The organism is Sphingosinicellaceae bacterium (assembly GCA_019285715.1).
Classification (GTDB): Bacteria; Pseudomonadota; Alphaproteobacteria; order Sphingomonadales; family Sphingomonadaceae; genus Glacieibacterium.
Map to the genome: position 1 here is coordinate 1840635 of CP079108.1, position 16716 is coordinate 1857350.

Sequence of the window (16716 nt, forward strand, 5' to 3'; positions counted from 1 at the left end):
GGCGGACCTAGCCCAACAACCGCGCCGCGACCACGGCGTGATAGGTCAGCACCCCCGAGCAACCCGCCCGCTTGAACGCCGTCAGCGTCTCCAGCACGCCGCGGTCGCGCTCCAGCACGCCGGCCGCGACCGCCGCCTCGATCATCGCGTACTCGCCGGACACCTGGTAGGCGAAGACCGGGACCTCGAAGCGCTCCTTCACGCGGCGGACGATGTCGAGGTACGGCAAGCCCGGCTTGACCATCACCGAGTCCGCGCCCTCGGCGAGGTCGAGCGCGACCTCGCGCAGGGCCTCCTCAGAGTTGGCCGGGTCCATCTGGTAGGTCTTCTTGTCGCCCTTGAGGTAGCCGCCCGAGCCGACTGCATCGCGGAACGGGCCGTAGAAGGCGCTCGCGTACTTGGCGGCGTAGGCCATGATCTGGACGTCGTGGAAGCCCTCGCTCTCCAGCGCCGCGCGGATCACGCCGACGCGGCCATCCATCATGTCCGACGGCGCGATGATGTCGGCTCCGGCGCGGGCCTGGTTGAGCGCCTGCGCGACCAGCGCCTCGACTGTCACGTCGTTGAGGATGCGCCCGTCGTCGTGGAGCAGACCGTCGTGACCGTGGCTGGTGTAGGGGTCGAGCGCGACGTCGGTCAGGATGCCGATCCTGGCACCGCTGTCCTTGATGGCGCGGATGCCGGCGCACATCAGGTTGTCGGGGTTGGCGGCCTCCGCGCCGTCCTCGGTGCGGGCGCTGGCGGGGGTGTTCGGGAACAGCGCCAGGCACGGGATGCCGAGTGCCGCCGCCTCCTTGGCCGCCACTCCCAGCAGGTCGGCCGACAACCGGTCGACGCCGGGCATCGACTTGACCGGCTCGCGGACGTTTGTGCCCCCGGTCACGAAGATCGGCCAGATCAGGTCGGCGGGCGTCAGCAGCGTCTCGGCGACCATGGCGCGGGACCACGGCTGGGCGCGACTGCGGCGGAGGCGAAGGGCAGGGTAGGGGGCGTGGGTCATGCGCGACTGTTAGCGCCACGCCCCGTCGCGATCAAACCCGCGAGTCATTCGACCGGGACCCCGCCCAACGCTTGCGATAGCGCTGCTGCAAGGCGCGCACGCACTGTCGCGGTCAGCAGCTTGCGACTGGGATAGTCGGCCGGATCGAACGGCTCCAGGAAGCGCACCCGGACGTCGAAGCTGCCGCGCCGCCCGAGCGTCCGCCGGGCGTTCTCGGCCGCGCCCTCGGTACCGATCCACGCCAGGGCCTTGCCGGCATCGTCGAAGTCGAGCAGCACCGGTTGGACCACCATGCCCGGCGGCGGCGGCACCAACCCCTCGAACAGCGGTGCCTTGAAGGGCAGCAGGCTGCGCCCGTCGGTGGTCGTGCCTTCCGGGAACAGTGTCACCGGCTGGACCCGGACGATGGCGGCGCGCAGCCGGTCGACCTGCTCGCCGGCGGTGCGGCGCTCGGTGCGCGACACGAAGATGGTGTCGTTGAGCCGCGCCAGCCAGCCGATGATCGGCCAGCCGGCGATCGCGTCCTGGGCGACGAAGCTGGTCTTCACCAGCCCGCCGAGCACCGGGATGTCGATCCATGACAGGTGGTTGGCGACGTAGAAGACGTTGTCGCGGTGGGGCTCGCCCACGATCTCGACGTGCGCACCGCAGGCGCGTGCGGCCGCGCGGAGGAACATACGTGGCCACGGCGATCGCTTGCCCGCCAGTCGCCACAGCGCGTGCGCCGGCAGGCAGCCGGCTAGCAGCCCTCCGATCCAGACGGCACGACCGGCGATCCGCCACCCCATCCGCCACGTCGTATCGTGATCGTCCCCGCTCATAAGGGCCTTCTCGCAGCCTTTCGCGCTCGCGGGTAGGGGATGACGCGCCGTCGTGCGCAGGCTAGGTCGCGCCGGTGCCCGGCCCCATCCTCTTCTTCGATTCGGGCGTCGGCGGCTTGTCGGTGCTGGCGCCGGTGCGCGCCGCGCTGCCGCTGGCCCCGGTCGTCTACGCCGCCGACAACGCCGGCTTCCCGTATGGGCCAAAGAGCGAGATGGAGGTCGCGACGCGCGTCTGCGCGCTGCTCGGGCGGCTGACCGAACGCTACAAGCCCCGGCTGGTCGTGATCGCCTGCAACACCGCCTCGACCATCGCGCTGTCGCACGTACGGTCCGCGCTGGCGGTACCGGTGGTCGGCACCGTCCCCGCGATCAAGCCCGCCGCGGAGCACACCCGGACCAGGGCGATCGGCGTGCTCGGCACCGTCGCCACCGTTCGCCAGCCCTACCTCGACCGGCTGATCGCCGAGTTCGCCTCCGACTGCCTCGTCCTCCGCCACGGCTCGGGCGCGCTGGTCGAGCTGGCAGAGGCCAAGCTGCACGGCCACGCCACCGACCCCGCCGCCTACGCCCGCGAGCTGGGTGGCCTGCTCGACCAGCCGGGCGGCGAACGCATCGACACCGTCGTCCTCGCCTGCACCCACTTCCCCCTCGTCGCCGCCGAGCTTACCGCCGCCGCGCCGCGCCCTTTGACATTCGTCGACGGCGGGGCCGGGATCGCCCGCCGCGTCTCGCACCTGCTGCGCTCGACCGACTGGACCGGCAGCGCCCCGACCGGCCTCGCGGTGTTCACCCGGCCCGGCGACGATGTTGACGCCCTCGCGCCCGCCCTCCAAGGCTACGGCCTGACCGCATCCGAAATCCTGTGAGGCCGCCGTGGCAATGACCGACGCCGAACTGCTCGAGCGCATGAACACCAAGGTGCCGGCCACCTCTATCCTGCTCGGGACCCGCATCCTCGAGGTCGACAGCGCCGCCGGGCGCGTCCGCATGAGCTTTGAACCCCGCGCCGAGTTCTGCAACCCGATGGGCAACGTCCAGGGCGGCTTCATCGTCGCCATGCTCGACGACTGCGCCGCGGTGGCCGCCGTGGTCATGGCCCAGGAGCGCGTCGTCGTGCCGACCATCGAGCTCAAGTGCAGCTTCTTCGGTGTCGCCCGCCTCGGGCGGCCTCTGTATGCCGAGGGCCGCGTCATCAAGATGGGCCGCCGCATCGCCTTCATGGAGGCCGAACTGACCGACGCCGACGGCAAGCTGCTCGCCAAGCTTTCGACGAGCTGCATGCCGACACCGATGCCCGACAACGCTGTTATGCTGGACAACCCCCAATGACCGACCTTCTCCCCGGCGAAGCCGTCCTGACCGCACACCGCGGCCGCGCCCTGATCATCACCCTCAACCGTCCCGAGGCGCTGAATGCCCTCAACCGCGACATGTGCCTGAGCATCCACCGTGCTTTGATCGACGGCCTCGGCGACCCGGAGGTCGACCGCGTCATCATCGAGGGCACCGGCGACCGTGCCTTTTGCGCCGGCGGCGACGTCGTCGGGCTGTACCACTCGGGCCGCGCCGGCTCGCCCGACTTCGAGGGATTTTTCCACGACGAGTACCGGATGAACCAGACCATCGCGGTCTACGGCCAGGATTACATCGCCCTGATGGACGGCGTCACCATGGGCGGCGGCGTCGGGCTGTCGATCCACGGCCGCTACCGCGTCGCCACCGAGCGCACCCTGTTCGCCATGCCCGAGAGCGGCATCGGCCTGATCCCCGACGTCGGCGGCACCCACGCGCTCGCCCGCCTGCCCGGCGAGATCGGCGTCTGGCTGGCGCTGACCGGTGCGCGCCTGAAGGCGGCCGACTGCTGCTACGCCGGCATCGCCACGCACCACGTTCCCGCCGACCGCATCCCGCTGCTCCGCGAGCTGCTGGCCGACAAGGACGAGCCCGTCGTCGAGATTCTCGACACCCTCCACACCGACCCCGGCCCGTCGATGATCGAGCCGCTGCGCGACGCCATCGACTTTCACTTCTCCCACGACACCGTCGAGGCCATCCAGGCGAGCCTCGCCGAGGGCGACGACTGGGCCCGCGCCCAGCACGACGTCATCGCCCGGATGTCGCCGACCTCGCTCAAGCTCGGCCTGCGCGGCGTCCGCATGGGTGCCGGCCAGTCCATCGAGGCGGCGCTCCGCACCGAGTACCGCATGGTCAGCCAGATCAAGCACGGCCGCGACTTCTACGAGGGCGTCCGGGCCCAGCTCATCGACAAGGACAAGTCGCCGTTGTGGTCACCCGCGACGCTGGCCGAGGTCGATGACGCGGTGGTCGAGAGCTACCTGAAGGAGCCGGCGGGGGGCGACCTGACGTTCGAGTGAGGGGTCCAAGTTGACGCCAGTTCACGCCCAGACAGAGTTTTATTGCTTCTGGTCCCTTCCCTGAACGAGGTTAGGGAGCGCGAGAGTTGTCAGAGTTGACACCCTCGCGAGTTTCGTAAAATCGACGCGCCGTCCGCCAGTCCATATCCTTCCCGTCATTCCGGCGAAGGCCGGAACCCAGTTGCATTACGAGCACGGGGCTGGACCGTGCGATGTAGCTGGGTTCCGACCTTCGCCGGAATGACGAAACATGGGCCATCCCTGCTGTGTACCATATGGGCACATCTGTAGGACACAGGATTCTTGAGCGGCTTCTTGAGTTTCCAGCTTCAACGACCGTTATTGGTCGAAACCGGCCCGACCGCTTTTGAGCGCAATAAAGCTAAAGCGACGCTCGACTAGGCCTCGGTTTATCCGGGCACCGAGCCTGTGTCGGGTTCCGCCATGGCGTACCAGACGTCGGGACAGGTGCCGGCGTAATTGTCACTCGCAAACCGTTGGGACGTACTGTTCATAGTCTGTTGCTTTATGTCCCGAGACACGACATTTCCGTCTCTGTCGCCGGTGCCGGCTTGTCAGACGTGGCGACTAGCGGGAGACGCGGACCGGTCTCAGGTCGTGAAAGTCGAAGCTGAAATCGGCGAGCGGCGACAGTGCCTTGAGGCTGACTTGCGAGACCGCTCCGTCCGTCACGGTAAAGCAGGCGATGGCATCCTCGCCGGCTCCCCGCGCAAGACGAGTCCGGAAACAATCGCTGCCGAACGGCTCGAGCGCGCTCTTCAACGCGGGCGTGCGCGTGAAGTCGATAGCCAGAGCGCCGCCCGTTTTCGCGATCACGATATCGCCGTACCAAGGGTCCCGGTAGCGGCCGGTGTATTGATCGAGCGGCAGGCTCGGGCCACCCGGCGGCGCTTTGAAATCTCCGCTGCCGAGCAGTTGTGCAACCTGTTGCTGCTGCGCCGCGCGCACGGCCCGGGCGTCGCCAAGCCAGTCGTGCGACGGAGCGTCAAGTAGCAGGTCGAGGATTGCGTAGCGCAAGGCGGAAACGGCGTCGGCGTCTTCACAATTGCTATAAACCACGAAACCGATCTGATTGTCGGGCAACAGGGTGGTTCGCGTGATCTGTCCGGCGAGGCCGCCCGAGTGCGACAGCATGCGGTGGCCGCGATAGTCGGCAACGCCCCAGCCGAGCGCATAGGCGGACAGGACCGAGCGCTCCGGGTGGTCGGGGTCCGGCCCCCTGCCACTGGCGGTGATGGTGCGCGGCGTCCACATCTCCCTGGCTTGTGCTTCGCTCCACAGGCGCATGCCGGTCGGCAAAGCGCCTTTGCCGAGCTGAACCTGCAGCCACGGCACAATGCCCGAGACGCTCACGCAAATCCCGCCCGCCGGTCCGATCACCGCGGATTCAGACGGCGGAACGACCTCCATCCGACCGAGGCCGCGTGTCGGCGGACCAAGTCGCGCATGACGCGCAGCGTGATTGGGACCCGTCATCAGCGTGGTGTTGGTGATCGCATCGGCCATGCCGAGGGGCGCGAAGATGCGGCTGGCGACGAACTGGTCCCAGCTCAGGCCCGATACCCGCTGCAGCACGATCCCGGCCACGATGTAGAGGATGTTGTCGTAGGCATACGCCGAGCGGAACGGCATCGCCGGCTTGAAGTAGCGGAGTGCTGCCAGGATGTCCGCCGCACCATGATCGGTCGGCGGGACCTGCATCAGGTCGCCTGCACCGAGCGGCAGCCCGCTGTTGTGCAGGAGGAGGTCGCGGACGGTCATCATTGCCGTGACGGCCGGATCGTACATCTGGAACTCGGGCAAGTGCAGCGTTACCGGGTCGTCCCAGGAAAGCTTTTTCTCATCCACGAGCAGGGCCAGGCTGGCGGCCAGGAACGCTTTGCTATTCGAGGCGATGGCGAACTGGGTGTGGATGTCGATGCGTTCCGGGCGTCCTAATTGCCTTACGCCATAGGCCCGCAGGGCGGGCTCATGGCCCGGCCGGATGATCGCCACCGCGACGCCGGGGATCTCGAACGCCTTCATGAAGCGCGACACGGTGGCGTCGAGCGCGTCCAGCGACAGCGGCGCGGCGCGCGCCGTTCCCGGAGCCAGGACCGTCATGGCGGTCAGCGCGCCGAGCGGAGCGCCCTTCACCAGGTCGCGCCGGCTAACCTCGATGGGAGTTCTCATGACCTGTTCGCTTGCTGTGGCAGCCACAGGCGAAGCCGCTCGATCGCTTCTGCCACCTGCTCGGTCGAGACGGCGAAACTGAAGCGAACGAAGCGGCCGCCCCGGATCGGATCGAAATCCAGTCCGGGTGCCGTCGCGACCCCAATTTCGGTCAACATCTTTTTGCAGAAGCCGAGGCTGTCGTCGGTCAAGTGGGCAACCGAAGCGTAGATGTAAAAGGCGCCGTCGGGCGGGGCGATCTCGCCAAGGCCGAGAGCCGGCAGCGCATCGAGCAGGAGCGCGCGGTTGCGGCGGTAGGTCTCGACATGGCCGTCGAGCTCTTCGGTGCAGTCGAACGCCGCAAGCGCCGCGTGCTGGCTGAGCGATGGCGGCGTCAGGAACATGTTGCCCATGCGCTTGCGAGCCTCGTCGACGAGGTCGTCGGGGACGATCATCCACCCGAGGCGCCAGCCGGCCATGCTGAAATACTTGGAAAAGCTGCTGATGACGATCGCGTCCGGCGCATGCGCCAGCATCGTCTGCGCCGGCTCGCCGAAGCTGAGTCCATGATAGATTTCATCGGAGACGATGCGGATTCCACGATCCCGGCACAGCGATGCGATAGCGGCAAGATCGTCCACGGAAATGATCGTTCCGGTGGGATTGGCCGGGCTCGCGACGATTATCCCCTGCGGCGGCGGCTCGATCGCGGCGATGGCACCGGCGGTGATCTGGAAACGCTCCGGCGCGCTGCATTCGAGTTCGAGTTCGTCCATGTGCAGTGCGCGCAGGCAGTTGCGATAAGCGACATAGCCCGGCCGGGCGAGCGCGACACGGTCCCCCGGGACAAAGGCTGTCGTCAGCGCCAACACGAGTGCCGGGGAGGCGCCGCAGGTCAGCAGGATGCGCTCGGGAGCAACATCGACATCGTAGCGGTCGCGATAGTGCTGCGAGATCCGCCGCTTGAGCGGCACGCTCTCCCAATAGCCCATCGGATCGCTGTCGAGGATCGCCCTTGCCGCAGCGATGGCCCTCGCCGGCGCGCCGGTCGACGGCTGTCCGAACTCCATGTGGATGATCGATCGTCCTTCCAGGCGCAGCTTGTGGGCAAGCAGGCTGATGGCGATCGCGTGGAAAGGCTCGATTGATGATTTCAAGTCAGGATCCGATGGGAACGGCGAGAGTCCCGTCTTGCCATGGCACCACGCGGCCGCGCGAATAGCCATTCTGCAAATCTCGGACGCTCATTAGCTTGGCCAATGGGGTGTCCCACTACTCCGTCGGCGTGATGAGCGTCAGCATCTGTGCCTGCGTCTCGGTCATCGTGCGCGTCCACCAGGCGGCAAACTGACGAGCCGGCGAGCGGGCGTCGCCGGGCCGGTGGGTCATGACGCGGTAGCTCGGGCCAGGGATCGGTGCATAGGGCGTCGCCAGCACGAGTTCCCCGCGTTGCACCAGCCGTTGGACGATTGCCGCCCTGCCCATGGCAATGCCTTGGTCGCACAGCGCGGCGTGGTAGGCGAGGATCGACAGGTTGAAATGCCGGTCGGTGACGGGCGCGTTCGGCCACGTCGTACCGATGTCGCGCCGCCAATCGCTCCATTCAAGGTTCGGCGCCTCGCCCGCGCAGGGAACATCGTCGTGGAGCAGAACGATCGGCGGCGGCTCGCTGGACTGCAGCCGATCGAAATACGCGCGCGAGCAGACCGGAAAGAGCAATTCGCGTACTGCGGCGAGCTCGTGCATGCCGTCGGGGGTCGCGCCGGTGTAGTCGATGACCAGGTCGACACCCTCGTCGACGAGGCGCTCGGCAGTCCAGACGACGAATTCCGAGCGCAGGAATATCTCGATGCCAGGGTGCTCGCGGTAAAAGCTTTCGAGATGCGCCACCAGCCATTCGGTGGCGAGCGACGGCACGCAGCTCAGGACGATGGCGCCGCGCTGTTGCTTGTAGATGCGGCTGATGCTGTGGTTGAGCTCGTTGGCGACATTGGTCATCGAATCCATCAACAATGTGCCGGCATCGGTCAGGACGATGCGGCTCTTGTTGCGGATGAACAGCGGCGTTTCCAGTCGAGCCTCGAGCCGCAGCACGCGCTGGCTGACGGCACCCTGGGTCACTCCGAGGTGGCGGGCGGCGGCGGTAATCGAGCCGAAACGTCCCGCCGCGCGGAAAACCCACAAGTCCGATAACAGCTGTGCGTCCAGCCTGTGTGCATCGGCCTTTTGCTCTGTGGGAAACGCCATCGCTTCGATCTAGACAAGGCAGGCGGTAGCGGCAACGACCGCTACGTCTAATGACGGCATTAGGTTTGAGCGTTTGTCCTGCCCCGGGGGCAGTGGTTCCCTTTGACCGCGAGGCTCGCGACATGCGGGTCGCCCGCTTTAATCGCAGAATGCGACGGTGAGAGCAGATGACGATCAAGCGGCCCTATTTAATCTTCCTTGGTGATACACAGGGCGAGCCGAACACCAAGACCGCGTTCGGTCTCCGCGACTGGCTGCCTGACCAGATTATCGGGCAGGCACGCCTGTTCGGCTGCGACGTCGATCTGGGGTTGCCCGAATTGACGATGGATGAAGCCTTCGAGCGCGGTGCCGGCTCACTCGTGATCGGTGCGGCGCCGGTCGGCGGGCTGATGCCGGTGAGCTGGACGCCGAGCCTGATTGCGGCGCTCGAAGCGGGGCTCGACATCGTCAGTGGGCTGCATACGCGTCTGACCGATATCCCGGCTGTCGCTGAGACGGCTGCAAGGCTCGGTCGCGTGCTTCACGACGTTCGCTCGCCAATGCGGCAGTTCCCCGTGGCGACCGGGCGCAAGCGCAGCGGCAAGCGGATGCTGATGGTCGGCACCGACTGCGCGCTCGGGAAGAAATATTCGGCTCTGGCGATCGCTCGCGCTCTGACGGCGCAGGGCATCGACGCAGACTTCCGCGCTACCGGGCAGACCGGGATCATGATTGCTGGTGAGGGAATCGCGATCGATGCCGTCGTTGCCGATTTTATCGCCGGCGCCGCCGAAATGCTCTCGCCCGATGCGTCGGATGATCACTGGGACGTGATCGAAGGGCAGGGCTCGTTGTTTCACCCGGCTTATGCGGGGGTCACGCTCGGGCTGATCCATGGCTCGCAGCCGGATGCGCTCGTTCTCTGTCATCATCCACTTCGCCGAACGCTCAACGGCTATCCCGACTTCGCGCTTCCCGATCTTGCGACGGCGATGGACCTCTACCTGCGGGTCGCATGGCTGACCAATCCCGCGGCGCGTTTCGTCGGAATCAGCCTCAACACGTCCAAGATGCTGGCCGACGACGCGACGCGTTTGACGCGCGAGCTTTCGCGCCTGCACGGGCTGCCATGCTTCGACCCGATGCGATCCGACCTGCGGCCCCTGATCGACATGGTGATCCCGGAAGCGATACCCGCCTGATGCGCCTGACCATGACCTGCGAGACCACCGTCTGGCCGATGCGCGAGCGCTTCGCCATTTCACGCGGCGTCCATTATGAAACCGTCGGCTTGTGCGTGACCTTAGACGACGGCAACGGTAGCAGGGGACGAGGTGAGGCCTGCGGCGTGGATTATGCCGGCGAGACGCCCGCGAGCATGTTGCGACAATGCGCCGAGATAAATGCGGCAATCGAGGCGGGGCCGAACCGCGAGGATCTGCTCTCGCTCCTGCCGGCCGGTGGCGCGCGCTTTGCGCTCGACAGCGCTATGTGGGACCTCGAAGCCAAACAGACCGCCAAGCCGGCCTGTTTGCTGGCCGGGCTGGAAAGCCAGTCGCCGGTCGACACGGCGTTCACCATCGGAATACGGCCGGTCGCGGACTATGAAGGCGCGGCCCGCGGACGCGCGGAGCATCGCCTGCTCAAGCTCAAGGTGGACCACAGCGATCCCATCGGCGCGGTGAGGGCGGCGCGAGCGGGTGCGCCCGACAGCGTATTCATTGTCGACCCCAATCAATCGTGGAGCGTCGAGCAGCTCAAGGAACTCGCGCCACGTCTCGTAGCGCTGGGCGTCGTGCTTCTCGAGCAGCCGATCCCGGTCGGGTCGGAAGCCGGGCTCGGCGGCTATCGCTGCCCGATCAAGCTGTGCGCCGACGAACTGGTCAACAGTGTCGCCGATCTGGACAAGGTCGTCGGCCGGTTCGACGTGATCAATATCAAGCTCGACAAGGCCGGCGGGCTTACCGCCGGACTACTGCTTGCCGCCGCGGCGCGCGCCAGGGGGCTGGGTGTGATGGTCGGCTGCATGGCCGGCTCCTCGCTGACGATGGCACCGGCAACGATCCTTGCGCAAGGCGCGGACTTCGTCGATCTCGATGGGCCGCTGCTGCAATCGGCGGACTGGCCGCATCCGTTGCGCTACGAAAAAGGTCGAATATTTCCGCCGACAGCGGAGCTTTGGGGCTAGTGGCCGATCCAGCGCCGGCTGCGGCTACCTGGTTCGGACAGCCGCGCGGTCTGACTATCCTGTTCCTCACAGAAATGTGGGAGAAGTTCTCGTACTACGGCATGCGAACGCTGCTGATCTACTACATGGTCAAGCAACTGATGATAGGCCAGGCGCACGCCTCGCTGATCTACGGGCTCTACACCGCGTTCGTCTATTTCACGCCCATCCTTGGCGGCGTCATCTCGGATCGATGGCTGGGGCGGCGGCGGGCCGTCGTCATCGGCGGGTCGATCATGGCGCTCGGCCACTTCCTCATGGCATCCGAGGCGCTGTTCTACGTCGCGCTTGCGACGATTGCGATCGGCAACGGCCTGTACCTGACCAACCTGCCGAGCCAGATCGGCAGCCTGTACGCCGACGACGATCCGCGCAAGAACAGCGCGTACAGTGTCTATTATGTCGGGGTGAACCTCGGGGCGCTGCTCGCGCCGATCCTGTGCGGCACGATCGGTGAGATCTATGGCTGGCACTGGGGGTTCGGGCTTGCCGGGGTCGGCATGCTGACGGGCCTGCTGATCTATGTCTTCGGTGCGCGTTATCTGCCGCCCGAACCGCCGCGCACTGCGCACCCGGAACGCGTCGTGGCAGCGCGTCCGCAAAGCCCGCTGTGGTTGCTGTTCGGCGTCGCCGTGGCCGTCGCGATCCTGCGCGGCGCCTATGAGCAGATCGGGAACACCGTCGCCCTTTGGGCCGACGGCCAGGTCGACCGTCAACTGACGGCAAGCTTCACCATCCCGGTGACTATATTCCAGGCATTCAATCCGCTCCTGATCTTCCTCATCACGCCGTTCCTGATCCGGCGCTGGACCCGGCAGGCGAGCCTGGGGCGCGAGCCCAGTTCGGCAACAAAGATGGCGATCGGCGCAGCCGGGATCGCGTGTGCCTATCTGCTCCTTGCGGCCGCGACCTTCGCGACCAGCCGGCATGGCGTGCAAACCAGTTGGCTCTGGCTCGCCCTGTTCCTCGCGGTGCTGACTGCGGCAGAGCTGTGGGTGCTGCCGATCGGCGTTGGCCTGTTCGCCCGGCTAGCGCCGGCGCACATGACCGCAACGACGATCGCCGCGTGGTTCCTCGCGACCTTTGCCGGCAACCTGTTGGCGGGCCTGCTCGGGACATTGTGGAGTGCAATAACACCGGCAGTCTTCTTCGCGGCGATGGCAGGGGTCGCCGGCGTCTCGGCATTGGCGCTACTGCTGCTGAACGGCCCGACAACCCGTGCCGAGGCGGCGGCGCACGCATGACCGCGCCCCCGTTTCCGCGTGCCGATCTGGCAGCACTGATCGGTCAATATGGCAGTTCCGACTTCCTGCTCGATATCTTCGAGGATGGCGGCTCGCTGTGGGTCGAGGGGCTTGGGCAACCGTCGACGATGATCGATCGGGTCGGGCCGACGACCTTCGTCGATGCCTTCACCGGCCGGCAACTATACTTTGCCGTCGACGGCGCGACCCTCAACATCGGCGGCGCGAGCTTGCGCCGCTGCGATGTCGGGGCCGAGCGGATTGCACTTTTCCAGCGATCGCTCGATCGGCAAGCTGCTGACCTGTTGCAATCCACGACGATGGCGATCGAGGAGCTTGTGACGCTCGCGGACGTCGTGCCGGGAATCCGCGTCGATATCCGCTATGCGACGGCCCATAATTTCATGGGCTTTCCAGTGTACGACCGGGCCGGAGCCTACGCCCGTCCGTCCGTGGCAGCGGCGCTTGCCCGTGTCCAGGCGACCCTGTCGACGCAGGGCTACGGCCTGGTAGTCCACGATGCCTACCGGCCGTGGTCGGTGACCAAGTTGTTCTGGGACGTCGTTCCGCCAGAATACCGCGCCTTCGTCGCCGACCCGGCGGTCGGGTCGAAGCACAACCGCGGCTGTGCGATCGATCTCTCGCTGTGCGATGCTAGGACGGGTGTGTTGCTGGCCATGCCGTCGCGCTACGACGAGCCGACGGTGCGGGCGAGCAGCGCTTATCGCGGCGGCACGAGCCGGGCGCGGTGGCACCGTGATCGGTTGCGCGACGCGATGGAGGCAAATGGCTTCGTCGTGCAGCCCGACGAGTGGTGGCATTTTGATTTCAAAGCCTGGCAGGATTATCCGATCGAAGACGTAAGTTTCGCTGCTCTCGGCGGCGAATAGCGGCATTAGCTTTCGAAGTTTGTCTTTGCGCAGCGCGTGGGATCGCATGAGTCATGTTCGAAATTTTAGAGAAACGCTTTTACATCTCCGCCGATATCGAGGGAATCGCCGGCGTCGCATCGCGCGAAAACCTTAGCCCGGGCCGCTTCGAATATGAGCAGGCGCGCGACTGGATGACCGACGCCGTGCTCGTGGCGTGCGAAACGCTCACCGAACATGGCGCGACCGAAGTGGTCGTCAGCGACTCTCACGGCAACGGCCAGAATATTCATTGGGAACGCATGCCCGACCATGTCCGGTTGGTCCGCTCGTGGCCGCGTCCGCTCGGCATGATGCAGGGAATCGAGGGCGGCCCTTACGAGGGCGCGCTGCTGATCGGGTATCACGCGGGGGCGAGCAACATCGGCGGTACGCTGTCACACACCGTTAGCGGCGAATTCTTCCAGGAAATACGGCTGAATGGCGTGCCGTCTTCCGAAGCGGCGATCAGCGCTGCGATCGCCGGGCACTACGGCGTCCCGATACTCCTGATGGCAGGGGATGACGTTGCGGTCGAGGAAACCAGCGCCCTGCTTCCCGGTATCGCCACAGCCTGCCTCAAGAGCAGCTACGGCTTCCTTTCGATCTGCACGCTTTCGCCCGGTGCTGCCGAAAGGGTATTGCGAACCGGCGTCGCCGAGGCCGTCGAGAAAGCCGGTACGCTCGCGCCCTTTGCGGTTGCGGCCCCCGTGTCGCTGGAGATCCGCCTCCGCACCCGATTCATCGCGGAATGGCTGGCTTACCTGGATAACGTCGAGCGGATCGATGCGTTCACGATCCGCATGCAATGCGCCGATATCATCGGCGTGTCGCACTTTCTCCAGTTCATCACTGCGGCGCGCGGCGCTCTGGCGTGACCGGGCTCAGCCGAACTTCCCCCCGCAATTTCAGGCCACGATTAACTCATGACCAAGATCGCGATCATCGCCGGACCGTTTCAATTCAAGGCTCACCTGGAGGAAGCGCTTGCGCCAAAGACGTGCGCCATCTTTCGCGCCATGCTCCCGTACCGCGGGCGCTTCATCCACGTCCGTTGGAGCGGCGAGGCGCTTTGGATCCCGATGGGCGACGACACCCCCGACTTGCCGTTCGAGAACGCCACCAGCTACCCGGCGCCGGGCCAGATCGTTTTCTATCCGGGCGGCTATAGCGAAACCGAGATCCTGATCGCCTATGGCGGCGTGCGCTTCGCCAGCAAGCTGGGGCAGCTTGCGGCCAATCACTTCATGACAATAGCCGAAGGTGTCGAGCAACTTCCCGAGCTGGGCCGGCTTGCGCTGTGGGAAGGCTCGCAAGACATCGCCTTCGCGCTGGCGTGAACCGCCCGGTCGGCGCTGGTCGCTAATGGACGTATTAGATAAGACGCTTTGTCTCAAATTTGTAAATCAATTCTCCTGACCCTGGGAGCTGGCCGCTACGCCGCGGTGCAGCGAAGGGGATTTCGGTATGTTTCAGATCACGAGGGAAAGTGCGGTCCGTCGCCTCCACCCGATGCGAATGGGCAGCCTGCTCTGCGGCGCTGGAATGTCTGCCTTCCTCTGCACGGCCGCGCATGCAGAGACACAACCGAGCGCTGTTATTGACGACGATATTGTCGTCTCGGCAAACAAGCGGTCCGAACGGCTGATCGACGTTCCCGCGCCGGTAACGGCACTCGGCGCCGACCAGCTTGCCCGGACCCAGGCGGTTCGGCTGGAGGATTTCGCTGCCCAGGTGCCGGGCCTCAACCTGATCGTCAACCGACCGGGCGAGACCCAGATCGTCCTGCGCGGAATCACCACCGGCTCGCCGATCAGCTCGACGGTCGCGGTCTATATCGACGATACACCTTACGGGTCTTCAACCACTCAGGCCCGTGGCGGCTCCCTCAGTCCCGACCTAGATCCGAGCGACATCGAGCGGATCGAGGTACTTCGCGGTCCCCAGGGCTCCCTCTATGGCGCGAGCGCGTTGGGCGGCCTCGTGAAATACGTCAGCAAGTCTCCCGACCTGAAAGATGCAGCAGGGCGTATCGAAGTCGGTGGGAATACCGTCAGCAAGGGCGGCGAAGGCTATTCGGCGCGCGGCATGATCAACCTGCCAATCATCAGCGACAAGTTGGCGCTTCGCGTCAGCGGGTATGACCGCCGTGATGCGGGCTTCATCGACGACACCCAGCTCGGCGTGAAGGACATCAACAAGACCGATGTCTACGGCGGGCGCGCGGCGCTGCTCTGGCGCCCCAGCGACCAGCTTTCGATCGACCTGACCGCGACGCTCCAGAATCTGAAGGGCGACGGGTCTTCGGAAGAGGATATTGTCATCGCCGGCAAGGCGATCTCGGCAAGGACCGGCGAGCTCGAGCATGCGCGCTTCACCTTCGAGCCACGCAAGGCGAAGTATCGGCTCTACGGCGGTACCATCGACTATGACCTGGGCGGGGCGAAGCTCGTCTCGGTCACCAGCTACAGCACTCTCGTCCAGCACGCCGTCGCCGACCAGACCTACCAATCGGGCGCTCTCCTCGGCGTTCTGCTGGGCGCGCCCGGCGTCGGGTTCAGCGTTGGAGACGACATCGATCTCAGCAAAGTAACACAGGAAGTCCGTCTCCAGTCCGACACGAGCGGGCCGCTGGAGTGGCGCATCGGCGGCTTTTACACGCACGAGCGGGTCAATCGGCATCAACCGAGCCGGGCGTTCTTCTACGCCAGCCAGGCAACCATTCCGTTGCCCGCGCCCGTCTATTTTGCCGACCTCTATTCGAAATATGCCGAATATGCCGGCTTCGGCGACCTGACCTACCACCTGACCGAAAGCCTCTCGCTCTCGGCTGGGCTGCGCTACAGCACCAATGACCAGCAATACCACCAGACGACGGGCGGCCTCGCCGTCGGCCCGACGGCATCGCTCGCCAGCAAGTCGTCGGACGACAGCGTGACTTACCAGGTCTCCGCCAAATACAAGCTCGATAGCGACAACATGATATACGCGCGTGTTGCCTCGGGTTACCGACCAGGTGGCCCCAACGCCGTGACTCCTGCGCTGATCGCGGCCGGTGTGCCTGCCGAGTTCGGCCCGGACAAGCTTACGAATTACGACATCGGCTACAAGGCATCGCTGCTTGACCGCACGCTGACGCTCGATTTGTCCGCCTTCTACATCGACTGGAAGGACATCCAGATCCTGACCAATTTCGGCGGCTTCACCAGTGCCGGCAACGGCGGCACTGCGCGGAGTTACGGCTTTGAGGCGAGCGCCGCCTGGAAGCCGGTGACGGGCCTCAACCTGTCCGGCAACGTCGCTTACACCGATGCAACGCTGACTCAGGCCGTACCAAGCGTGAGCGGCGTCGACGGCGATCGGCTGCCGAGCGTTCCGAGATGGGCGGGCGGGCTGTCGGCGGATTACGACTTCCCACTTTCGGACACCATTGGTGCTTACGTCGGAGGTGGCTTCCATGCGATCGGGGCGCGGCGCTCGGGCTTCGCGACAGGGTCGCCGGCGATCTTCAGCCGCCCGGTCATGCCCGGCTACACCACGGTCGACCTCAGGGCCGGCGTCGTGCTGGGCGGGTACAGCTTGTCGGTCTATGCTAGGAATGTCGGTGACAAGCGCGGGCTGAACTTTATCACCTCGCTGAACAACAACGCCTATTCGGCGCCGTACACCGCCTCGGTGATCCAGCCGCGTACCATCGGTGTCTCGTTCGTCGCCAATTTCTAGCTCCGGCGTCGCTGGTG

General features: G+C 65.8%; 15 protein-coding genes. 10 read left to right on the top strand and 5 right to left on the bottom strand.

From position 1 onward, the window contains the following. Nucleotides 1-7: 7 nt before the first annotated feature. Together hemB and KX816_08600 are read right to left on the bottom strand one after the other, a co-directional pair. On the bottom strand, nucleotides 8-1000 hold the full coding sequence (hemB, locus tag KX816_08595) for a porphobilinogen synthase (protein ID QXQ08027.1): 993 nt from the start codon (nucleotides 998-1000) through the stop codon (nucleotides 8-10). A 44-nt stretch (nucleotides 1001-1044) separates the two neighbouring features. After that, nucleotides 1045-1788 carry a 1-acyl-sn-glycerol-3-phosphate acyltransferase gene (locus KX816_08600; GenBank protein ID QXQ08467.1) on the bottom strand — a complete coding sequence of 248 codons (744 nt, stop codon included), beginning with the start codon at nucleotides 1786-1788 and terminating at the stop codon, nucleotides 1045-1047. A 107-nt stretch (nucleotides 1789-1895) separates the two neighbouring features. Between KX816_08600 and murI the strand changes: the two genes are divergently transcribed. Genes murI through KX816_08615 form a run of 3 tightly spaced genes read left to right on the top strand, consistent with a single transcriptional unit; the run spans nucleotide 1896 to nucleotide 4196 of the window. Further along, the gene (gene murI / locus KX816_08605; protein ID QXQ08028.1) at nucleotides 1896-2687 is read left to right on the top strand and encodes a glutamate racemase; all 792 of its coding nucleotides are present in this window, start codon (nucleotides 1896-1898) and stop codon (nucleotides 2685-2687) included. A 13-nt stretch (nucleotides 2688-2700) separates the two neighbouring features. Then, nucleotides 2701-3150 carry a PaaI family thioesterase gene (locus KX816_08610; GenBank protein QXQ08468.1) on the top strand — a complete coding sequence of 150 codons (450 nt, stop codon included), beginning with the start codon at nucleotides 2701-2703 and terminating at the stop codon, nucleotides 3148-3150. After that, a complete protein-coding gene (locus KX816_08615) occupies nucleotides 3147-4196 on the top strand; it encodes an enoyl-CoA hydratase/isomerase family protein (GenBank protein ID QXQ08029.1) in 1050 nt (349 codons plus the stop codon). Before KX816_08610 ends, KX816_08615 begins: the two co-directional genes overlap by 4 nt. 588 nt (nucleotides 4197-4784) lie before the next feature. Here KX816_08615 and KX816_08620 read toward each other — a convergent pair. The 3 genes from KX816_08620 to KX816_08630 form a co-directional block, all read right to left on the bottom strand. Then, nucleotides 4785-6416, bottom strand: coding sequence for a serine hydrolase (locus KX816_08620; GenBank protein QXQ08030.1), 1632 nt, complete (start codon nucleotides 6414-6416; stop codon nucleotides 4785-4787). Beyond that, a complete protein-coding gene (locus KX816_08625) occupies nucleotides 6386-7525 on the bottom strand; it encodes an aminotransferase class I/II-fold pyridoxal phosphate-dependent enzyme (GenBank protein QXQ08031.1) in 1140 nt (379 codons plus the stop codon). Before KX816_08625 ends, KX816_08620 begins: the two co-directional genes overlap by 31 nt. Nucleotides 7526-7640: 115 nt before the next feature. After that, on the bottom strand, nucleotides 7641-8615 hold the full coding sequence (locus KX816_08630; GenBank protein ID QXQ08032.1) for a LysR family transcriptional regulator: 975 nt from the start codon (nucleotides 8613-8615) through the stop codon (nucleotides 7641-7643). A 167-nt stretch (nucleotides 8616-8782) separates the two neighbouring features. Between KX816_08630 and KX816_08635 the strand changes: the two genes are divergently transcribed. The 7 genes from KX816_08635 (at nucleotide 8783) to KX816_08665 (ending at nucleotide 16699) form a co-directional block, all read left to right on the top strand. Beyond that, nucleotides 8783-9799 (top strand): DUF1611 domain-containing protein, encoded by a 1017-nt coding sequence (locus KX816_08635; protein QXQ08033.1) that lies wholly within the window; start codon nucleotides 8783-8785, stop codon nucleotides 9797-9799. Next, a complete protein-coding gene (locus KX816_08640) occupies nucleotides 9799-10785 on the top strand; it encodes a dipeptide epimerase (protein ID QXQ08034.1) in 987 nt (328 codons plus the stop codon). The genes KX816_08635 and KX816_08640 overlap by 1 nt, the downstream gene beginning before the upstream one ends. Next, nucleotides 10785-12068: a peptide MFS transporter gene (locus KX816_08645; protein ID QXQ08035.1), complete on the top strand. Its 1284-nt coding sequence runs from the start codon at nucleotides 10785-10787 to the stop codon at nucleotides 12066-12068. Before KX816_08640 ends, KX816_08645 begins: the two co-directional genes overlap by 1 nt. Further along, on the top strand, nucleotides 12065-12958 hold the full coding sequence (locus KX816_08650) for a M15 family metallopeptidase (protein QXQ08036.1): 894 nt from the start codon (nucleotides 12065-12067) through the stop codon (nucleotides 12956-12958). The genes KX816_08645 and KX816_08650 overlap by 4 nt, the downstream gene beginning before the upstream one ends. Before the next feature lie 53 nt (nucleotides 12959-13011). After that, nucleotides 13012-13854 carry a M55 family metallopeptidase gene (locus KX816_08655; protein ID QXQ08037.1) on the top strand — a complete coding sequence of 281 codons (843 nt, stop codon included), beginning with the start codon at nucleotides 13012-13014 and terminating at the stop codon, nucleotides 13852-13854. Nucleotides 13855-13902: 48 nt separating this feature from the next. Then, nucleotides 13903-14316, top strand: a complete 414-nt coding sequence (locus KX816_08660; protein ID QXQ08038.1) for a DUF3830 family protein — start codon at nucleotides 13903-13905, stop codon at nucleotides 14314-14316. 205 nt (nucleotides 14317-14521) lie between these two features. Further along, nucleotides 14522-16699, top strand: coding sequence for a TonB-dependent receptor (locus KX816_08665; GenBank protein QXQ08039.1), 2178 nt, complete (start codon nucleotides 14522-14524; stop codon nucleotides 16697-16699). Nucleotides 16700-16716 lie beyond the last annotated feature (17 nt).